Here is an 18,050-nt window from a genome sequence, read left to right as displayed (position 1 = left end):
CTTACCTCTTGCCCTTTGGTGCGCCACGACCGCCACCGGCAGGCCTGCCTGCACCCGAGCCGCCACCCGGCTTGCCGCCGAAGCCACGCGGACCGTCGGAGCGGGCGCCGGCCGGACGTGCGCCCGGCTTGCCGCCAAAGCTCTTGCCGCCACCCGGCTTGCCGCCAAACGATTTGCCCGCCGGCTTTCCACCGAAGGGCTTGCCAGCCGGACGATCGCCAAAGGGCCGGTCGCCGGCAGGTCTTGCACCACGTGGCTTGTCGCCGAAGGGCCTGTCACCGGCCGGACGCTCGCCTCTTGGACGATCGTCACGGGGGCGATCGTCGCGAGGTCTATCATCGCGGGCGCGGTCGGGCGTGAAACGCTCGGTGCGCGGACGCTCCGACTTGTCACCGAAGGCCTTTCGCGGACCGCGGTCGCCGAAATCCTTACGCGGGCCCCGGTCGCCAAAGTCCTTGCGGGGTCCGCGATCACCGCCCTCGCGGCGCGGGCCACCTACTGCACCCTCACGGCGCGGGCCACCTACAGCACCCTCGCGGCGCGGGCCGCGGTCGGCACCTTCTGGGCGTGGACGATCGCCGGCTTCACGGCGGGGGGCCCGGTCACCAAAATCCTTGCGCGGGCCGCGATCTCCACCTTCGCGGCGCGGGCCGCGGTCACCGAAGCCCGACTTCTTGTCCGGGCCATCGGCGCGGATCCAATCACCCTCTTCGTCCCGGGCGCGGGTAATCTGAACCGTTGAGGTCGGACGGCTGTCGACGCGATCGTCAGCCTTGCCGGCGCGCGGATCAGGCCGGCGCCGTGCAGCTGCAGCGGCTGCCTTTTCACCGAGCGGACGGGCACCCGGCGCCATCCAGACATTGGCGGTGCGGCTCTTGGTGCCGAGCGGCGGACGCTTGGGCTTGTCGCCATCGTCGCGGCGAGTGTCCAATCGGTCGAGAGCCCGTTCGCGCCGGTCACCCTTGTCACCACGATCGGTCCAGCCGGATTTCTCGGGCTTGCCGCCCTTATCGCCGCTGCGCTTGCGATCAGAAGAACCGCCCGCACGCTCGTCGCGGCCCCATTCGGCCTTGGCGGCCTTCTGCGGCTTCTTCTGGCCTGGCTCTTCGTCGTCCTCGACGGGGGCACCATGACTGTAGATCGGCGCGTCGAAATTGGCTTTAGAATCCTCGATCAGGCGCGGCCCGAGCTGGTCGCGCAGCATACGGCCACGGACTTCCTGCACCTGGGCTTCCGGCAGATCACCGAGCTGGAACGGACCGTAGGAGATGCGGATCAGACGGTTGACCTCGAGACCGAGCGCGCCGAGCACGTTCTTGATCTCGCGGTTCTTGCCTTCGCGAAGACCCATGGTGATCCAGACATTGTGGCCCTGCTTGCGGTCGAGCGTCGCGTCGATTGCGCCGTAGAGCACGCCATCAACGGCAATGCCTTCCTTCAGCGCATCGAGTGCCGGCTGGTCGACTTCGCCATAGGCGCGCACGCGGTAGCGGCGCAGCCAGCCGGTGGTCGGCAGTTCGAGCACGCGGGCTAGACCACCGTCATTGGTGAGCAGCAACAAGCCCTCGGTATTGATATCGAGGCGGCCGATCGACATGACGCGTGGAAGATCTTCCGGCAGGTTGTCGAACACGGTCGGGCGGCCTTCCGGATCGGAATTGGTCGTCACCAGGCCGGCCGGCTTATGGTAGAGCCACAGACGGGTGCGCTCGATGCCACGGATCGGCTGACCATCAACCTCGATCGTATCGGCAAGCGTCGCGTTCAGGACGGGGCTTTCAAGCACCACGCCGTTCACGGAGACGCGGCCTTCCATGATCATGCGCTCGATATCACGGCGCGAGGCTACGCCTGCACGCGCGAGCAGCTTCGAGATACGCTCGGGCTTCATGGCCTCATCGCCGGACGACACGTCGGCCCTTGGTGCACGCGGTGCGCGCGCGGGCTTGTCGTCGGACTTCGAAGCGGCCGACTTCGCGGCGGAATTGCGGGTTAGCGGCTTGCCGCCGCGGTCAGCAGGTTTGCCTGCCGGACGCCTGGACTTGTCTTTGAATGTCATTTGTTGTTTGCCTGTCGTTTGGGCTGTCGTATCAGGTCGCGCGGTCCGGGTTAAGCGGAAAGTTGATGCATGTCTAAGACAAACGGCTTCATGGAAGCCGCCTTTGCAGAGGCGCGCGCGGCGAAAGCCCGTGGCGAGGTGCCGATTGGCGCCGTCGTGGTGCTGGACGGCGAAATCATCGCCCGCGCCGGCAACGAGACGCGCGCCCTGAAGGACGTAACAGCGCATGCCGAAGTTCTGGCCATCCGGCGCGCCAGCGAAGCCCTCGGCGATGAGCGGCTGATAGAGGCCGACCTCTATGTAACGCTGGAGCCCTGCACCATGTGTGCGGCCGCAATTTCCTTTGCCCGCATCCGAAGGTTGTATTATGCTGCACGTGACGCTAAAGGTGGCGCGGTGGAAAGTGGCGTGCGTTTCTATGCCCAGTCCACCTGCCATCACGCACCGGACGTTTACTCCGGCATTCGCGAAACAGAGGCGGCAGACATGCTCAAAACCTTTTTTCAGGAGAGGCGGGATTGATCGACATCTACCTGTTCGTATCCGCCCTGATCATGGCCATGCTTGCGTTGGCGACCTGGTCCAACATTTATATTGCCCCTGACCGCTCGACTTTGCCCATGCAATGGTCGCTCAGGGGTCGCATAAACTGGCAAGCGCCGCGAATGGTGGCCCTGTTTTCGCCGCCGCTCGTTCTCGCCGTTATCATGACGCTGGTCGCTCTCTTTGCCTCAGAACAGAACGACTTTGACAAGGCCTTGGTTTTCAGGGCCTTGATGTTCATGGCCGTGTTGGGCCTTGCGCTTCAGCTCTTGCATATCTGGCTCATCGCGCGCGGTGTCGGCGATGATGGCGACCAAAACTTCTAAAGCCTTTCACGCCAAGGCGAAGTTACGGATCGGCGCTATCTCTTTGCTTTATCCAATTCCGGACGCGCAAACCGCTTCGCACTTTGGCGGGAAGTGCTGAAGATTCAACCGGCCGCGAAAGCCTTCAGCTTTTCGCCGGTCAGGCGGTAGCGAATCCATTCCGACTGCGGTTCGGCGCCGACCGCATCATAGACGCGGATAGCGGGTTCGTTCCAGTCCAGCACGCTCCACTCGAACCGACCACAGCCCTTGTCGACCGCGACCTGCGCCAGATGCCGCAGGAGCAGTTTCCCGGCGCCACTGCCGCGATGATCGGGCGCGACATAGAGATCCTCCAGATAGAGACCGTTTTTCGCCTGCCATGTGGAATAGCTGTAGAACCAGACGGCGAAACCTGCCGGCTTGCCATCAGCCTCCAGGATCACGGCTTCCGTCACCGAGCCTTCGCCGAAGATCGTGTGTCGGATCATCTCCTCGGTCGCCTCTACCTCATGCCCGGCCTTCTCATAGACGGCGAGTTCAATGATGAAGCCGAGGATGGTTGCGGCATCATCCGGCTGCGCAGGGCGAATGGAAAACGACATCAGGAAAACCTCAAAGAAAAAGGCAGGTCGTTTCCGCCCTGCCCTGTCGTGATGTAACGGCGTTTCGCCTTATTGGAAAGGCTGCCACCAGGAGCTGTTCTGCTGGGCAGACTTGGCCATCTTCTTGCGGCGCTTTTCCTTGACCGATTCAGGCTCGCCCAGATCGGTGAGAGCAGTGTCCTGGGTCTGGCGATACTCCGACGGCGGATCAGACAGCAGGCGGCGCTGATCGAGATAGGCGCCCTTCTGCAACTGGCGCGCATCGCGGAAGGCCTGCCACTTCTGTGTTTCCGTCATGGTGCCAGCCTTGCCGTAACCGGCGAGAAGCGGCGAACGGTATCGCGGATTGTCAGCATTGGCGTCTGCCTCTGCGACGAGACGCTCGCGCGCCTCTTCGGGGGATTCGACCCATTCCGGATTGTTTTCGCGGTTGGCAACCGACGGCTGGGGCGCCACGAGCGCTGCCGTCTGCGTACCGCCCGGCGGCAGGACGAGGTCCGGACGCGGATTGTACTTGGTGCCCTTGTTGGCGGGCTCCTTGGGGGCGAGCGACACGGCCGAACCGACGTCATCCACCAACTGTTCCATCGCCGTCTTGTCGGTGCCGTAAGTCGGGCTGCCGACGCAGCCGGAAAGACCGGTGGTGACAGCAAAAAGCCCGGCCAAGCCGACGCCAACCCTGAACAGATATGCCGAATTCATGAATGCCTACCAGCCTCGCCGCATAACCTTGGTCGTGCCGAATGTGATTTCTTCCACCCCTGCGGGCAGAATTCGGCCAATTTCAGGCAGTTTTACCGGATGAGCCGCGAAAGCGCAAATCATCCGGTAAGTTTTCCTTAAACGAGTGATGCAAGCTCCCGCAGCGCCTGGGCATCACGGGCCGAAACCTCGGGATAATCGGGGTCCGAGCCGACATCCTTGGTGATCTTCCAGGAGCGCGCGCACTTGGTGCCCTCGGCAAGCTTCGGCTCGACCGCAACCTTGGTGCCATCGTCGAGACGGAAGGCGTCTGCTGCCCCCTCGCCTGCGACCACAGAGATATCCGAGGTGATGCAGATTTCGGCGAAGTCCAGACCTTCGAGCGCTGCCATCAGCTCCGGATCAGCGATATGGACGACCGGGGCCGCTTCCAGCGAGGAGCCGATGCGCTTTTCCTTGCGCTCGATTTCCAAGGCACCAGTGACGGCACGGCGCACGGTGCGGACATGCTTCCATTTGTCGGCCACGGCCTCGTTCGACCAGTCGGCCGGGATGACCGGGAACTGTTCGAGATGGACGGATTCGGCGTTTGGATCGCGCGACAGCCATGCCTCTTCCGTGGTGAACGGCATCATCGGCGCAAACCACAGGACCAGGCAGTCGAACAGCTTGCGGATGACGAAGAGGGCCGAGCGGCGCTTAAGGCTCGACGGGGCGTCGCAATAGAGCGTGTCCTTGCGGATGTCGAAGTAGAAGGCGGAAAGCTCGACATTCGCGAAATCGCTGAGCGCACGGACGATGCGCTTGAAGTCGAATTCGTCGTAGCCCTTGCGCACGATCTGGTCGAGTTCGGCCAGGCGATGCAGCATCAGTTTTTCGAGTTCCGGCAGATCGGCATAGGCGATCTCGGCGCCATGATCATGGGCGAGCGTGCCGAGCATCCAGCGGAGCGTGTTGCGGATCTTGCGGTAGCTATCGATATTGGTCTGGATGATCGTCTTGCCGAGACGCTGGTCTTCCCAATAATCGGTATTCATCACCCAGAGACGCAGGATATCGGCGCCGGACTGGCTCATGACTTCCTGCGGCGTCACGGTGTTGCCGAGCGACTTCGACATCTTGCGGCCGTCTTCCGCCATCGTGAACCCGTGGGTGACGACGGCATTGTACGGCGCGCGGCCACGGGTGGCGCAGCTTTCGAGCAGCGACGAATGGAACCAGCCACGATGCTGGTCGGAGCCTTCGAGATAGACGTCCGCCGGCCACTTCAGATCCGGGCGATCTTCCAGCGTGAAGGTGTGGGTCGAGCCACTGTCGAACCAGACGTCCAAGATGTCAGAGACCATCTGCCACTTGTCGCCGTCGTGCTCGGACCCAAGGAAACGTTCCTTGGCACCTTCGGCGAACCAGGCATCGGCGCCTTCAACTTCGAAGGCGGCGAGGATGCGGGCGTTGACTGCCTCGTCCTTCAGGACATTGCCTTCCGCATCGGCAAAGACGCAGATCGGCACGCCCCAGGCGCGCTGGCGGGAAAGCACCCAATCCGGGCGCTGCTCGATCATGGCGCGCAGGCGGTTCTGGCCGCCAGCCGGTACAAAGCGGGTCTGGTCGATGGCGGAGAGTGCGCGGCTACGCAGCGTCGTGCCGTCGCCGAGTTCCTTGTCCATATAGACAAACCACTGCGGCGTGTTGCGGAAGATGACCGGCTTCTTGGAGCGCCAGGAATGCGGATAGTCATGCTTGATGCGACCACGGGCAAAGAGGTTATTGGCCGCGATCAGGGCCTCCATGACGCGCTTGTTGGCGTCGCCCTTCTTGCCGTTGTCGTCGAGCACGCGGGCAGCGCCCCCTTCAGCCGAGGGGCCGAAACCGGGGGCGTCTTCGGTGTAGAAGCCAGCATCGTCGACCGGGAACGGGATCTTGGTGTCGATGCCACGGGCTTCGAGCGCCTTGGCATGACCCATCCAGGCGTCAAAGTCTTCGCGACCGTGCGACGGTGCGGTGTGTACGAAGCCAGTACCGGCATCATCGGTGACGTGATCGCCATCTATGAGGGGTACAGCGAAGCTGTAGCCCATGTCGGCCAGCGGGTGCGCGCAGGTGATGGCAGCGAGTTCAGCCGCTGGCACGCCGCGCAGGCGGTTGAATTCGAGCTTGGCCTTGGCAAAGGATTCCGGCGCCAGCTTGTCGGCAAAGATCAGCTTCTCGCCCGGCTGCGGACCGAAGTCGTTGGCAGCAGCGGTGACTTCGTAAAGTCCGTATTCAACGCGTGACGAGTAGGAGATCGCGCGATTGCCGGGGATGGTCCAGGGCGTAGTGGTCCAGATGACGACGTATGCCCCCATCAACTCAGACAGCTTGTCAACCTCTGCATACAGTTCAGGTAGGTGGCTATCATCGACGGCCGCGTCGATTGGCTGCCCATCGTTCCCTTTGATGAGAACTCGGCCGGGACGGCGATACCAGTCCTTGTCAAACGACACCACCGGGAACTTCACCCAGATCGTGTCGCTCTCGACCTCGGCATATTCCACTTCGGCTTCGGCAAGCGCGGTGCGCTCGACGACCGACCACATGATCGGCTTGGATCCGCGATAGAGCTGGCCGGACATGGCGATCTTCAGGAGTTCGCCGGCGATGCGGGCTTCCGAGTGGAAGGCCATGGTCGTGTAGGGGCGGTCGAAATCGCCCTCGATGCCGAGACGGCGGAATTCGTCCGACTGGGTGTTGATCCAGCCCTGCGCGAAGTCGCGGCATTCCTGGCGGAATTCGTTGACCGGGACTTCGTTCTTGTCCTTGCCCTTTTCGCGGTACTTTTCCTCGATCTTCCATTCGATCGGCAGGCCGTGGCAATCCCAGCCGGGCACGTAGTTTGCGTCATAGCCGCGCATCTGGAAGGAGCGGGTGATGACGTCCTTCAGCACCTTGTTCAGCGCATGGCCGATATGGATGTTGCCGTTGGCATAAGGAGGGCCGTCATGCAGGACGAATTTTTCGCGGCCGGCGGCGGAGGCGCGGAGCTTCTTGTAGAGCCCCATTTCCTTCCACTTGGCCGCCATTTCCGGCTCCTTCTGCGGCAGACCTGCGCGCATCGGAAATTCGGTTTCGGGCAGATAGAGGGTCTTGGAGTAATCAAGCTTTTCGGTGGTGTCGGTGCTATCGGTCATGGAGCCTTGCAATCGTCTCTGGCGCGTTTGCCGCGCATGCGAACGGGATATCGGAATGAGATGTGGCGCTTGGGAAGCACCGAAAACCCGGACCCTCCGGCAGCAATCAATGCGCGCAGAAGGCCGGGCCAATAATTCGCAAGTCTATCATCAAGCGACGATATCGGGTCATGGTGGCCGTTGTTTAAGAGGTTTTCGCGTCCATGGGAAGAGGTTTGACGCGCGCTTCGGACGGTTCCGACGCCAACTCGTGAAAGCGGCGCAAGCCCGGCTCAGCCCTTATCCGCCTCAACCACCGCCCGCAGCGCATCATTGATGCGGTCCTGCCAGCCGGGGCCCTCTGCCTGGAAGTGCTCAAGTACGGCACTGTCGATGCGGAGCGAGACGAGTTCCTTGGCCTCCGGCGCTGCGCGGCGTTCGACGGCGGGTGCGACCGGCTTTGGGGCCGGACGGAACAGGGCTTCGGCGGCGTCCTTGGGATTGATGGGGCGGCGGGCCATGGGTGCGGGCTTTCTGATGTCTGGCCGGGTGGGTTGGCCGAGGTTTCGGTTGGAGACAATCAACCCGCGGCACAGATGTGCACGGGCGTCAGAAGGCAATCTTGGCGTCCAGTTCGCCCATCGGCTTGACGCCTGCGAGAAGCGCCCTCGCCTCTTCCTCGTCCTTGCGGATCTGGGCAACCAGCGGGTCGAGACCGTCGAATTTCCACTCGTCGCGCAGATGGCCGAAGAAGGAGACCGAACAGATCTCGCCATAGAGATCGCCAGAGAAATCGAAGACGAAGGTTTCGAGCCAGGGATCGCCGTGATCGGTCACGGTCGGACGGTAGCCGAAGCTTGCGACACCATCGCGAATGATGCCATCGGGACGACGGAAACGCACGGCGTAAATGCCGGGCCGGAGCATCGCTTCCGGCGGCAGATGCATGTTGGCGGTCGGGAAGCCCAGGGTGCGGCCAAGCTGCTGGCCCTTCATCACTTCCGCCTCAAGGGTGAAGCGGTATCCCAGAAGACCGGCGGCCTGGGTCACATCACCCTCGCCCAGAAGTTGGCGGATGCGGCTCGACGAGATCACCTCGGCGCCCTCATCGCGGAAGGCATCGATCAGGCTGACCCCGAAGCCATGGCGACTACCGGCCTCCATCAGGAAGGCAGGGCCACCCTCACGGCCCTTGCCGAAGTGGAAATCAAAGCCGGTGACAACTTCCTTGGCGCCGATCCAGTCAACCAGGATGGCCCGGACGAAATCATCGGCAGAGCTCTGCGAAAATTCGCGGTCGAAGGGGTATTCGATGACGGAATGGAAGCCCATGGCTTCCAGGATGCGGGCGCGGATGGGGGCCGGCGTCAGCCGGAAGACGGGCTTATCCGGATTGAAGACGGAGCGCGGATGCGGCTCGAAGGTGAGCACCAGGGCCGGCACGCCAAGCGCCTCGGCGCGCTCCAGCGCCCGGTTCAGCACGGCCTGATGGCCGCGATGAACGCCGTCGAAATTGCCGATCGCCACCACGCCGCCGCGCAAGGCTGCCGGCAGCGGTTCTTTTTTTTCGTTGCGGTGGAAAACCGTCATGATTGCCGTCGCCTCACGCCAGCCGGTGCATCCAGTATTGCGGCGCGACCTTTTCGCGGTCGAGATAGACATGCAGCCGGTCCTCGTCGGTGACGCCGCCGGTCGCATATTCGGCCGCATGGATGCCGCCGGAGATATAGAGAAGATCAAGGCCTGCATCGACCGCACCCTTGACGTCGGTCGGCATGCCGTCGCCGATGGCGAGCACGCGGGTCATGTCGACATCGCCACGGGCCGCGCGTGCAGCGGCAAGCGTTGCCTCATAGATCGGCGCATGCGGCTTGCCGGCAATGCGGGTTTCGCCACCGAGCGTATCGTAAAGGGCGGCCACGGCGCCGGCGCAAGGGATGATGCGATGGCCGCGCTCGACCACGAGATCGGGGTTGGCGCAGATCAGCGGCACCTTGCGCGCAACAAAGGCGGTCAGCATGTCGCGGTAATCTTCCGGCGTCTCGACCTCATCGTCGAAGAAGCCGGTGCAGACGACGCAATCGGCTTCGTCGGCCGAGACCACCGTCACGTCGAGACCCTCGAAGAGCGGCATGTCGCGTTCGGGGCCGAGCAGGAAGACCTTTTTCGGACCGGCGGCAATCAGTGTGCGGGTCACGTCACCCGAGGTGACAATGCGGTCATAGGCGGTATCCGGCACGCCGATGGCGCGCAGCTGCGGAATGACGCCGATCGCGGGCCGCGGCGAATTGGTGATCAGGACCACCGTCAGGCCCTTTTCTCTGGCCGCTGTCAGCGCTTCGCCGGCGAGCGGAAAGGCATCGATGCCATTGTGCAAAACACCCCAGACGTCACACAGAATGACGTCGTAAGCGTCCGTCACGTCGCCAAGGGTGGTAATGCTGCGGGCCATCTTTGTTCCTGACTGCTCTGATTGTGCCCGCTGACATGGCAAAGGAATGCTGCCAAGGCAAGGGGCGCGGCGTCACCCAAACGCAAATTCGCCGCCTCACTCAAATCAGCGCATGCATGGCGAGGCCGAGAAGGGCTGCCACCAGAAGCGTGCGACCGACCCCCTGATGGAAGCGGAAGAGCAGGATGGCGGCCATAATCGCAATCAGCAGAGCCTCAACATCCAGCGTCGACCAGTCCGGGACCGGCAGGGCGGCGGCAAGCGGCCCGAGCCTTGCGAATTCGACCTCTGCGACCGCCTTGAAGATCACATGCAGGGCGAACCAGAGGGCGAGATTGAGGATGACGCCGACGACGGCGGCGGTGATGGCGGAGAGGGCTGCACTGACCTGACGGTTGCCGCGCAGGCGCTCCACATAGGGCGCCCCGGCAAAGATGAAGAGGAAGCTCGGAATGAAGGTGGCCCAGGCGGTGAGCAAACCTCCGAGCAGTCCGATCAGGAGCGGATCGAAAGGGCCGCTTTCGCGAAAACCGGCGAGGAAGCCGACAAAGGAGAGGACGAGGACCAGCGGTCCGGGTGTGGTTTCGGCCAGCGCCAGCCCGTCCAGCATCTCGCCCGGTCGCAGCCACTGATACTGTTCGACGGCGACCTGCGCGACATAGGCAAGTACGGCATAGGCACCACCGAAGGTGACCAGGGCCATGCGGGAGAAAAAGGCCTGCAACTCCGGCAAGGCTGTCTCCGGCAGGAAGAGCCAGAGAAGCGGAAGTGGTACCAGCCAGATGCCGATCCAGACAAGGCCGATGCCGAGCTGGCGACTGAAAGCCGGCCCACGGCCTACGGGCGTTGCGGTTTCCATGCCCGTGCCGGGCCGTATGCGCGCATGGGCAAGGCCAATGATGGCAGCGGAGAGCACGACCAGCGGAAAGGGCAGCGAAAAGACGAAAAGTGCGACGAAGGCGATGGTGGCCATCCAGCGGTGAAAACCGCTCTTCAAAGCCCGCTTGCCGATGCGGATCAGCGCTTCGACGACGATGGCGAGCACGGCGGCCTTCAGCCCGAAGAACAGGCCGGTGACCATCCCTGCGTCCTGGTAGAGGGCATAGAGGGATGACAGGCCGAGGATGACGGCAAGACCCGGGAGCACGAAGAGCAGCCCGGCGACGATGCCGCCTTTTGCGCCATGGAGGAGCCAGCCGATATAGGTTGCGAGCTGTTGGGCCTCAGGCCCTGGCAAGAGCATGCAATAGTTCAGCGCATGCAGATAGCGATCCTCATCGATCCAGCGCTTCTCCTCCACGCAGATCTTATGCATCAGCGCGATCTGGGCGGCGGGCCCGCCGAAGGAGAGGAGGCCGATGCGGGCAAAGGCGGCGGTGAGTTCGGAAAACGTCGGTCGTGTCTCTGTCATGCCGGCTTTCCGTCTTTCCTCAATTCTGCCGCCACAAGAGCGGCGAGCACCGCCGCAGTCAAGCCAGAAGCCTGGCGCCGGGGCCGGACTTTCCAAGCTGATCGTCGCCATTGCGCAAGGGACAATCCTCCAGGGACAGGCAACCGCAGCCGATGCAGCCATCGAGCCTTTCTCGCAACCCTTGAAGTTGCGAGATGCGGCGGTCGAGATCGGCTCGCCAGGTTTCCGACAAGCGGCGCCAGTCGGAGACAGAGGGCGGACGGTCGTCTGGCAGGGTTGCGAAGGCGGCGGAGATATCGGCAAGCGACAGGCCTAGCGATTGGGCGACCTTGATGACGGCGACGCGGCGGAGCACGCCGCGCGGAAAACGGCGCTGATTTCCGCCGCTGCGCAGCGAATGGATGAGCCCTTCCCGCTCATAGTAGTGCAGAGCCGAAACGGCGACACCGGCACGGCGCGCCACCTCGCCTACGCTCAGGAGAACAGGCTTCTTTGGCTTTTGCTCTGCCATAAATTTGATCCTTGACCTCAATGAAGGTTGAGGTCCTATCCATGTCAGCGTCCCGGTTCAAATTCAAGATCGAACAATTATGGAGCGCAGCATGAAAAACGCATCCGCCTTGCCGATGAATGACCAACTCGCCGCCCCCGCGACCGTTCTCCGGATCGACCGCTTCACCTGCCCGCTCGTTCATTGGCCTACTTTTGCCGAACGCCTCGCCTTCATCGACGGACATCTCCGGAGCCACCCGCATTGCAGGATGAGCCGCGTGGCCTCATCCGAGCGCGACGGCCAAGTCTATGTGATCACCATTGCAGAATGGGACAGCCGGGATGCGCTGCTTGCGGCAAAGCAGGAAATGGCGGCGGTTTATGCCGAAAACGGCTTCGATCCTGCCGCATTCCTCAGCCAACATGGCATAGAGAGCGAGTTTGTCACCTTCGAAACCATGGGTCTCTGAGGGTTAACAGGCCATCCGGTGCCATTTACGATAGGCATCGGATTTTTACGCGGTTGCCTTGACTCAATCCAAGCCTGTTCTTATCTGACAGTCGCTGGCACTCCTCTAGGGGGAGTGCTAATAGTATCCGATGTGATCCCGTCCGGGATCGCGAGTGTCATTTGATCGAGGGATTAGACAATGGCAAGCACCAATTTCCGCCCGTTGCACGACCGCGTTGTAGTCAAGCGCGTCGAGTCTGAAGAAAAGACCAAGGGCGGCATCATCATTCCCGACACCGCCAAGGAAAAGCCGGCTGAAGGCGAAGTCATCGCCGTTGGCCCGGGCGCCCGCGACGAAAGCGGCAAGCAGATTGCGCTGGACGTCAAGGTTGGCGACCGCGTTCTGTTCGGCAAGTGGTCCGGCACCGAAGTGAAGCTCGACGGCGTCGACCTCCTCATCATGAAGGAAGCCGACATCATGGGCGTTATCGGCTGATTTAGAGCCGGTTATTTCCACTTCTCATCCTGAAATTCGCAATGGGCTAGACGCCCGGGAGTTTTGAATATGGCTGCTAAAGAAATCAAGTTTGGCCGCACCGCGCGCGAAAAGATGCTGCATGGCGTCGACATCCTCGCAGACGCCGTGAAGGTAACGCTCGGCCCGAAGGGTCGTAACGTCATCATCGACAAGTCCTTCGGCGCTCCACGCATCACCAAGGACGGTGTATCGGTCGCCAAGGAAATCGAACTGGAAGACAAGTTCGAGAACATGGGCGCCCAGATGGTCCGCGAAGTTGCTTCGAAGACCAACGACATCGCCGGCGACGGCACCACGACCGCAACCGTTCTTGCCCAGGCCATCGTTCGCGAAGGCAACAAGGCCGTTGCTGCCGGCATGAACCCGATGGACCTGAAGCGCGGCATCGATCTGGCCGTTGCTGAAGTTGTCAAGGACCTCCAGGCCAAGGCCAAGAAGATCTCGACTTCGGAAGAAGTTGCCCAGGTCGGCACGATCTCGGCCAATGGCGACACGCAGGTCGGCAAGGACATTGCCGAAGCCATGCAGAAGGTTGGCAACGAAGGCGTCATCACCGTCGAAGAAGCCAAGACCGCTGAAACTGAACTCGAAGTCGTCGAAGGCATGCAGTTCGACCGCGGCTACCTGTCGCCTTACTTCGTGACCAACCCGGAAAAGATGGTCGCCGATCTCGACGACGCCTACATCCTGCTGCACGAAAAGAAGCTCTCGAACCTCCAGGCCATGCTGCCGGTTCTCGAAGCCGTCGTTCAGACCGGCAAGCCGCTCGTCATCATCGCTGAAGACGTGGAAGGCGAAGCTCTTGCAACTCTCGTCGTCAACAAGCTGCGTGGCGGCCTGAAGATCGCTGCCGTCAAGGCTCCTGGCTTCGGCGATCGCCGCAAGGCCATGCTGGAAGACATCGCCATCCTCTCGGGCGGCACTGTCATCTCGGAAGACCTCGGCATCAAGCTCGAGTCTGTCACCCTCGACATGCTCGGCCGCGCCAAGAAGGTCTCGATCACCAAGGAAAACACCACCATCGTTGACGGTGCTGGCCAGAAGTCTGACATCGAAGGCCGCGTTGCCCAGATCAAGGCGCAGATCGAAGAAACCTCTTCGGACTACGACCGCGAAAAGCTGCAGGAACGTCTTGCCAAGCTCGCTGGTGGCGTTGCCGTCATCCGCGTTGGCGGCTCGACCGAAATCGAAGTCAAGGAACGCAAGGACCGCATCGACGACGCGCTGAACGCAACGCGCGCTGCTGTTCAGGAAGGTATCGTTCCTGGCGGTGGTACGGCTCTGCTCCGTTCGTCGACCAAGATCACCGTCAAGGGTGCAAACGACGACCAGGAAGCCGGCATCAACATCGTTCGCCGCGCTCTCCAGTCGCTGGTTCGCCAGATCGCCACCAACGCTGGTGACGAAGCTTCGATCATCGTCGGCCGTATCCTCGACAAGAACGAAGAGAACTACGGCTACAACGCCCAGACCGGCGAATTCGGCGACATGATCGCCATGGGTATCGTCGATCCGGTCAAGGTTGTTCGCACGGCTCTGCAGAACGCAGCTTCGGTTGCTTCGCTGCTGATCACCACCGAAGCCATGATCGCCGAACTTCCGAAGAAGGAAGCTGCTGGCGGCATGCCGGGCGGCATGGGCGGCATGGGCGGCATGGACATGATGTAAGACCCATCGGGTCTTTCATCTGAACCATCGGTTCAGTCTTACGAAGGGCGGTCGCAAGGCCGCCCTTTTTTCGGTCTTGTGGACACCCGTAACGCATGCCAGACGCAGGGCTGCGACAGATTCTGATCAAACGTCCAAAAATAAGCACGCTTCCCAGCCGCGCAGCGCTTGTGCGCAGCACGATAGTCAATTTAAATATTTCTTAATGCTAACTGGCTTTTCCACTTTGACGCGGCCGCCTCTTTTCTTGCGCTCATACGTGGCAGGGCATTTTCAACCCGACGGCGTCGTGATATCCGTCAGTTGTACGTTCATTCTCGTTGGGGAACGAGATGGTTGTGCCGATGCTTCACAAACGCGTTTGGTGAAGCGAAAAATATAGTGGTTGCGCCGCCGGGCTGGGCCGGTGTTGGTATGTTCAAGTCTCTACGGCGGATCGCTGGGGGAGGCGGATTTTCGGGAATGCGGCCGGACGCGCAGCGTCGACACACAAGAGCCGCTACCTGCTGCTGGGTTTGGGGAAGACAGTGTTTAAGATCGCAAATGCCGAACTCGATATGGGCAACCCATACGATTGCCCGCCAGATCGCGGCGGCTTTCTGGCGGATGACGCCTGTCGTTTTGGTGTGTCTGAAGACTGGACCGGCAATCTGACAAACGGATTGCTGCAGTTGGGCGAGCGCGCCCGGAACATCCATGGCCTGGACACGCCGGAGATTGGCCTCCTGACCATGATGCGCTGCTACGACCAGGCGGACCGCGCGCATATCCTGCGGCTGTTCGAGCAGGCGGCAACCGAACCGTCGCGCTTCTGCTATTCGACAACCATCATCGTGGGAAACAACCACCGCCAGCCGGTGTTCTGCATCGGCGAGTCGTCCGGGCTTGTCGACAATGGCGGCAACATTGTCGGCCTGTTCATCTTCCCTCGCTTCCAGCTGCCCACGCCAGTCTCGGTCAAACCGGCCTGAGATCATCAACGATCGAATGAATGATGCTTGCTGTTTCGTTTTTGTGAACGAATAGTCAAATATCGTCAACCTATCCGTAGATGCAAAAAAAGGGCATTGGTGCGTCACTGGCTGGCGCCGAGGAGCGGCACAGCACCAACGTTATGGAGCCCCCGATGTCGTCCACAAACAATGCCCTTCTGGTACTTGTCCGCGTTCTTCTCTCCTTCATCTTCATCCTGTCCGGTTTTGGCAAGCTGACCGACCCGACGGCAACTGCCGGCATGATCACCGGCGCCGGCCTGCCGGCTGCCGACCTGCTCGCCTATGCTGCCGGCCTTTATGAGCTGGTTGCCGGCCTCTTCATCCTTGTTGGTTTCCAGACCAAGCTCACCGCCTGGACTATCGCGCTGTTCTGCGTGTTCACCGGTCTGGTCTTCCACTCCGGCACCGTTGCCATCGAAGGCTGGCCGGAAGGTGCGCTCGGCTGGATCAACACGCTGAACCAGATCATGCTGATGAAGAACATCACGCTGGCCGGCGGCTATATCGCTCTCGCCATCATCGGCGCCGGCGCCTACTCGATCGACGCCCGTCGCTCGGCTGCCTGATCCCTGCCCTAACCGGCAAAAAGAAACCCGCTGGAGCGATCCGGCGGGTTTTTTCGTGAGCGATTGCCCCTCATCCACCCTTCGGGACACCTTTTCCCAGCAGGCGGTGAGAGGAGCGAGACCGCCAAGGCATGTTGTCGCCTCTCCCCGCTCGGGTGGAGAGGTCAGAGGGAGAGGCCAAGCTCTCTCGCCAGCGTTTAGAGGACCCCGCGCACAGCCTCGATGATGCGATTGATCATTGCATTGCCCTCATGCTCCGGCTTTCTTGCCCGCACAAGGCAGGCCTCGGAGCGCAGGATCACACCATCCGACAGCACTTTCAGGTGGTTCGCCTTCAAGGTCGAGCCGGTCGAGGTGATATCGACGATGATATCCGCCTGGCCGGCGGCGGGGGCGCCTTCTGTTGCGCCCAGGCTTTCGACGATCCGGTAGAGCTGGATTCCATGCTGGCGCGAGAAATGCTGCTGGGTGAGGCGCCAGTATTTGGTGGCAATCGCCAGGCGCCGGCCATGGCGGGTGCGGAATTCGGCGGCGACATCGCCGAGGTCGGCCATCGTATCGACGTCGAGCCAGATCTCGGGAACGGCGACGACCACGTCCGCATGTCCGAAGCCGAGACGGGCCGATATTTCGACGCGGGCATCGGCATCGGCCAGCCCCTCGCGGATCAGGTCTTCCCCCGTCACGCCGAAATCCACCGTGCCATTGCCGATCTCGCGCGAGATTTCGGAAGCCGAGAGATAGGCGATCTCGACATCGTCGAGCCCTTCGACACGGCCGCGATAGGAGCGGTCATTGCCGACAGCGACGATCTTCATCCCCGCCTTTTCGAAGATGGCGGAGCTATCATCCTTCATGCGGCCCTTGGAGGGCAGACCGATGGTGATGGTCATCAGACTGTCCTTTCCGTTTCGATGCGGTCTAGCCAGAGCGAAAAGCCGACGGCTGGTATATGCGTTGCGGCGCCGAGCAGCGTCAGCAGACGGTCAAAGCGTCCACCGCCAGCCAGTACGGCCGGCTGATCCTTGGCCGTCACTTCGAAGACGAGGCCTGTATAATAATCCAGCGGACGGCCGAAGGCGGCGCGGTAGGTCACGAGGCCAAGATCGATGCCTGTATTGGCAAGGGCTGCAACCCGCTCGTCGAAGCGAGAGATGGCCGCTCCAAGCTTCAAGCCGGCAGCATCGGCGAAACCGGCAAGGGCGGCGGAGGCCTCTCCCAGCGGCAGTTCGAGCGAGAGGAACTCGCGCAGCAGCAACAGCGCCGCACCATCGAGACGGGTCTCGGCCAGCTCCAGCTTTTCCTTCAGCCTTCTTGCGATTTCGGTCGGCGTACGGCTGGCATTGGTGAGGTAGCCGGTCTCCTGCATGGTCGCATCGATGTAAGCGATCAGCGCGCTCTGGTCGCCGCTGGCCAGGAGATCGGAGACCTGCGGATCCAGGCCCGGCACCGGTGTCGGCGTGGCCAGTTTGCGCAGCAGCTGGTCGAGCTGGTCAGGGTTGCCAAAAGCCTGAATCAGTCGCTTCTGCCAACCGGCGGGCAGGCCCAGCGCCTTGACCACGGCCTCGAAGACAGACTGGTCGCCGAGGGTCACTGCGAGCGGCCTGGTCGGCAGGAGGCGGGTGAGGATTGCGACGCTATCGGCAATGGCGCGCGCATCCGATGCGGCGACCGCGATATCGCCAAGGTCCTCGATGCCGGCCTGGTAAAACTCCTGCGGGCCTTCGCGGCGCTGACGGAAGACTTCGCCGAGATAGGCATAACGCTTCGGCGTGCCCGTTGCTGTCTCTATATGACGAAGACAGACGGGAATGGTGAATTCCGGGCGCAGGCAGAGGCTCTCGCCCCGCTCATTCTCGGTCAAGAAAATACGCCGGCGCAGGTCTTCGCCTGCCATGTCGAGGAAGGGTGCCGCCGGCTGGATGACCGGCGTATCGACGCGCGTGGTGCCGCGCGAGACGAATTCCTGCAGAATGGTGCCGGCGAAATCCGGCATGTCGGTCATGGGCATGAGGTTGGTCCTGCGATTGGGGAGTAAGTCCCCCTCTGGGCTGCCGCCCATCTCCCCCACAAGGGGGGAGAAGACCTGGGGCAGGCGCCAACCAGGCTCATAGAGG

At 62.1% G+C, this 18,050-nt stretch carries 18 protein-coding genes; 7 read left to right on the top strand and 11 right to left on the bottom strand.

Annotation, left to right across the window (positions count from 1 at the left end; all coding sequences use genetic code 11):
- Position 1: 1 nt before the first annotated feature.
- Entirely contained in the window at positions 2–2,059 is a 2,058-nt protein-coding gene (locus ACSV9I_RS05970) for a pseudouridine synthase (protein WP_438327884.1), read from the bottom strand.
- A gap of 69 nt (positions 2,060–2,128) precedes the next feature.
- On the opposite strand from ACSV9I_RS05970, the gene ACSV9I_RS05965 reads away from it, so the two are divergent.
- Together ACSV9I_RS05965 and ACSV9I_RS05960 are read left to right on the top strand one after the other, a co-directional pair.
- Positions 2,129–2,581: a nucleoside deaminase gene (locus ACSV9I_RS05965; RefSeq protein ID WP_438327883.1), complete on the top strand. Its 453-nt coding sequence runs from the start codon at positions 2,129–2,131 to the stop codon at positions 2,579–2,581.
- Positions 2,578–2,928, top strand: a complete 351-nt coding sequence (locus tag ACSV9I_RS05960; protein ID WP_054157566.1) for a hypothetical protein — start codon at positions 2,578–2,580, stop codon at positions 2,926–2,928. Before ACSV9I_RS05965 ends, ACSV9I_RS05960 begins: the two co-directional genes overlap by 4 nt.
- Before the next feature lie 104 nt (positions 2,929–3,032).
- On the opposite strand, the gene ACSV9I_RS05955 is transcribed toward ACSV9I_RS05960, so the two are convergent.
- The 8 genes from ACSV9I_RS05955 to soxR all read right to left on the bottom strand — a co-directional run bounded on the left by ACSV9I_RS05955 (position 3,033) and on the right by soxR (position 11,734).
- Entirely contained in the window at positions 3,033–3,512 is a 480-nt protein-coding gene (locus tag ACSV9I_RS05955) for a GNAT family N-acetyltransferase (protein WP_054157565.1), read from the bottom strand.
- Between the two features lie 69 nt (positions 3,513–3,581).
- Entirely contained in the window at positions 3,582–4,214 is a 633-nt protein-coding gene (locus ACSV9I_RS05950; protein ID WP_054157564.1) for a hypothetical protein, read from the bottom strand.
- 137 nt (positions 4,215–4,351) lie between these two features.
- Complete coding sequence (gene ileS, locus ACSV9I_RS05945; protein ID WP_438327882.1) at positions 4,352–7,381, bottom strand: isoleucine--tRNA ligase; 3,030 nt, start codon at positions 7,379–7,381, stop codon at positions 4,352–4,354.
- Between the two features lie 272 nt (positions 7,382–7,653).
- Entirely contained in the window at positions 7,654–7,881 is a 228-nt protein-coding gene (locus tag ACSV9I_RS05940; protein ID WP_438327880.1) for a BrnA antitoxin family protein, read from the bottom strand.
- A gap of 88 nt (positions 7,882–7,969) precedes the next feature.
- Positions 7,970–8,950: a bifunctional riboflavin kinase/FAD synthetase gene (locus ACSV9I_RS05935; RefSeq protein WP_438328524.1), complete on the bottom strand. Its 981-nt coding sequence runs from the start codon at positions 8,948–8,950 to the stop codon at positions 7,970–7,972.
- Positions 8,951–8,963: 13 nt separating this feature from the next.
- Positions 8,964–9,812, bottom strand: coding sequence for a TIGR01459 family HAD-type hydrolase (locus tag ACSV9I_RS05930; RefSeq protein ID WP_438327879.1), 849 nt, complete (start codon positions 9,810–9,812; stop codon positions 8,964–8,966).
- 100 nt (positions 9,813–9,912) lie between these two features.
- On the bottom strand, positions 9,913–11,223 hold the full coding sequence (gene chrA / locus ACSV9I_RS05925) for a chromate efflux transporter (RefSeq protein WP_438327878.1): 1,311 nt from the start codon (positions 11,221–11,223) through the stop codon (positions 9,913–9,915).
- Between the two features lie 58 nt (positions 11,224–11,281).
- On the bottom strand, positions 11,282–11,734 hold the full coding sequence (soxR, locus tag ACSV9I_RS05920) for a redox-sensitive transcriptional activator SoxR (RefSeq protein WP_054157608.1): 453 nt from the start codon (positions 11,732–11,734) through the stop codon (positions 11,282–11,284).
- A gap of 91 nt (positions 11,735–11,825) precedes the next feature.
- Between soxR and ACSV9I_RS05915 the strand changes: the two genes are divergently transcribed.
- The 5 genes from ACSV9I_RS05915 to ACSV9I_RS05895 all read left to right on the top strand — a co-directional run bounded on the left by ACSV9I_RS05915 (position 11,826) and on the right by ACSV9I_RS05895 (position 15,933).
- A complete protein-coding gene (locus tag ACSV9I_RS05915; protein ID WP_438327876.1) occupies positions 11,826–12,185 on the top strand; it encodes a hypothetical protein in 360 nt (119 codons plus the stop codon).
- 180 nt (positions 12,186–12,365) lie between these two features.
- Complete coding sequence (groES, locus tag ACSV9I_RS05910; RefSeq protein WP_054157557.1) at positions 12,366–12,662, top strand: co-chaperone GroES; 297 nt, start codon at positions 12,366–12,368, stop codon at positions 12,660–12,662.
- Positions 12,663–12,731: 69 nt separating this feature from the next.
- Positions 12,732–14,372, top strand: coding sequence for a chaperonin GroEL (gene groL, locus ACSV9I_RS05905; protein WP_438327875.1), 1,641 nt, complete (start codon positions 12,732–12,734; stop codon positions 14,370–14,372).
- A gap of 557 nt (positions 14,373–14,929) precedes the next feature.
- The gene (locus tag ACSV9I_RS05900) at positions 14,930–15,343 is read left to right on the top strand and encodes a hypothetical protein (RefSeq protein WP_438328523.1); all 414 of its coding nucleotides are present in this window, start codon (positions 14,930–14,932) and stop codon (positions 15,341–15,343) included.
- Between the two features lie 155 nt (positions 15,344–15,498).
- Positions 15,499–15,933 carry a DoxX family protein gene (locus ACSV9I_RS05895; RefSeq protein WP_054157606.1) on the top strand — a complete coding sequence of 145 codons (435 nt, stop codon included), beginning with the start codon at positions 15,499–15,501 and terminating at the stop codon, positions 15,931–15,933.
- A 197-nt stretch (positions 15,934–16,130) separates the two neighbouring features.
- Here ACSV9I_RS05895 and hisG read toward each other — a convergent pair whose 3' ends face one another.
- Positions 16,131–16,826, bottom strand: coding sequence for an ATP phosphoribosyltransferase (gene hisG, locus ACSV9I_RS05890; RefSeq protein ID WP_054157555.1), 696 nt, complete (start codon positions 16,824–16,826; stop codon positions 16,131–16,133).
- Positions 16,826–17,944, bottom strand: a complete 1,119-nt coding sequence (locus ACSV9I_RS05885; protein ID WP_438327874.1) for an ATP phosphoribosyltransferase regulatory subunit — start codon at positions 17,942–17,944, stop codon at positions 16,826–16,828. Before ACSV9I_RS05885 ends, hisG begins: the two co-directional genes overlap by 1 nt.
- Positions 17,945–18,050: the final 106 nt, after the last annotated feature.

The organism is Rhizobium sp. G187, assembly GCF_051549525.1.
Lineage (GTDB): Bacteria > Pseudomonadota > Alphaproteobacteria > Rhizobiales > Rhizobiaceae > Allorhizobium.
This window is presented reverse-complemented; position numbering and strand designations above follow the sequence as displayed.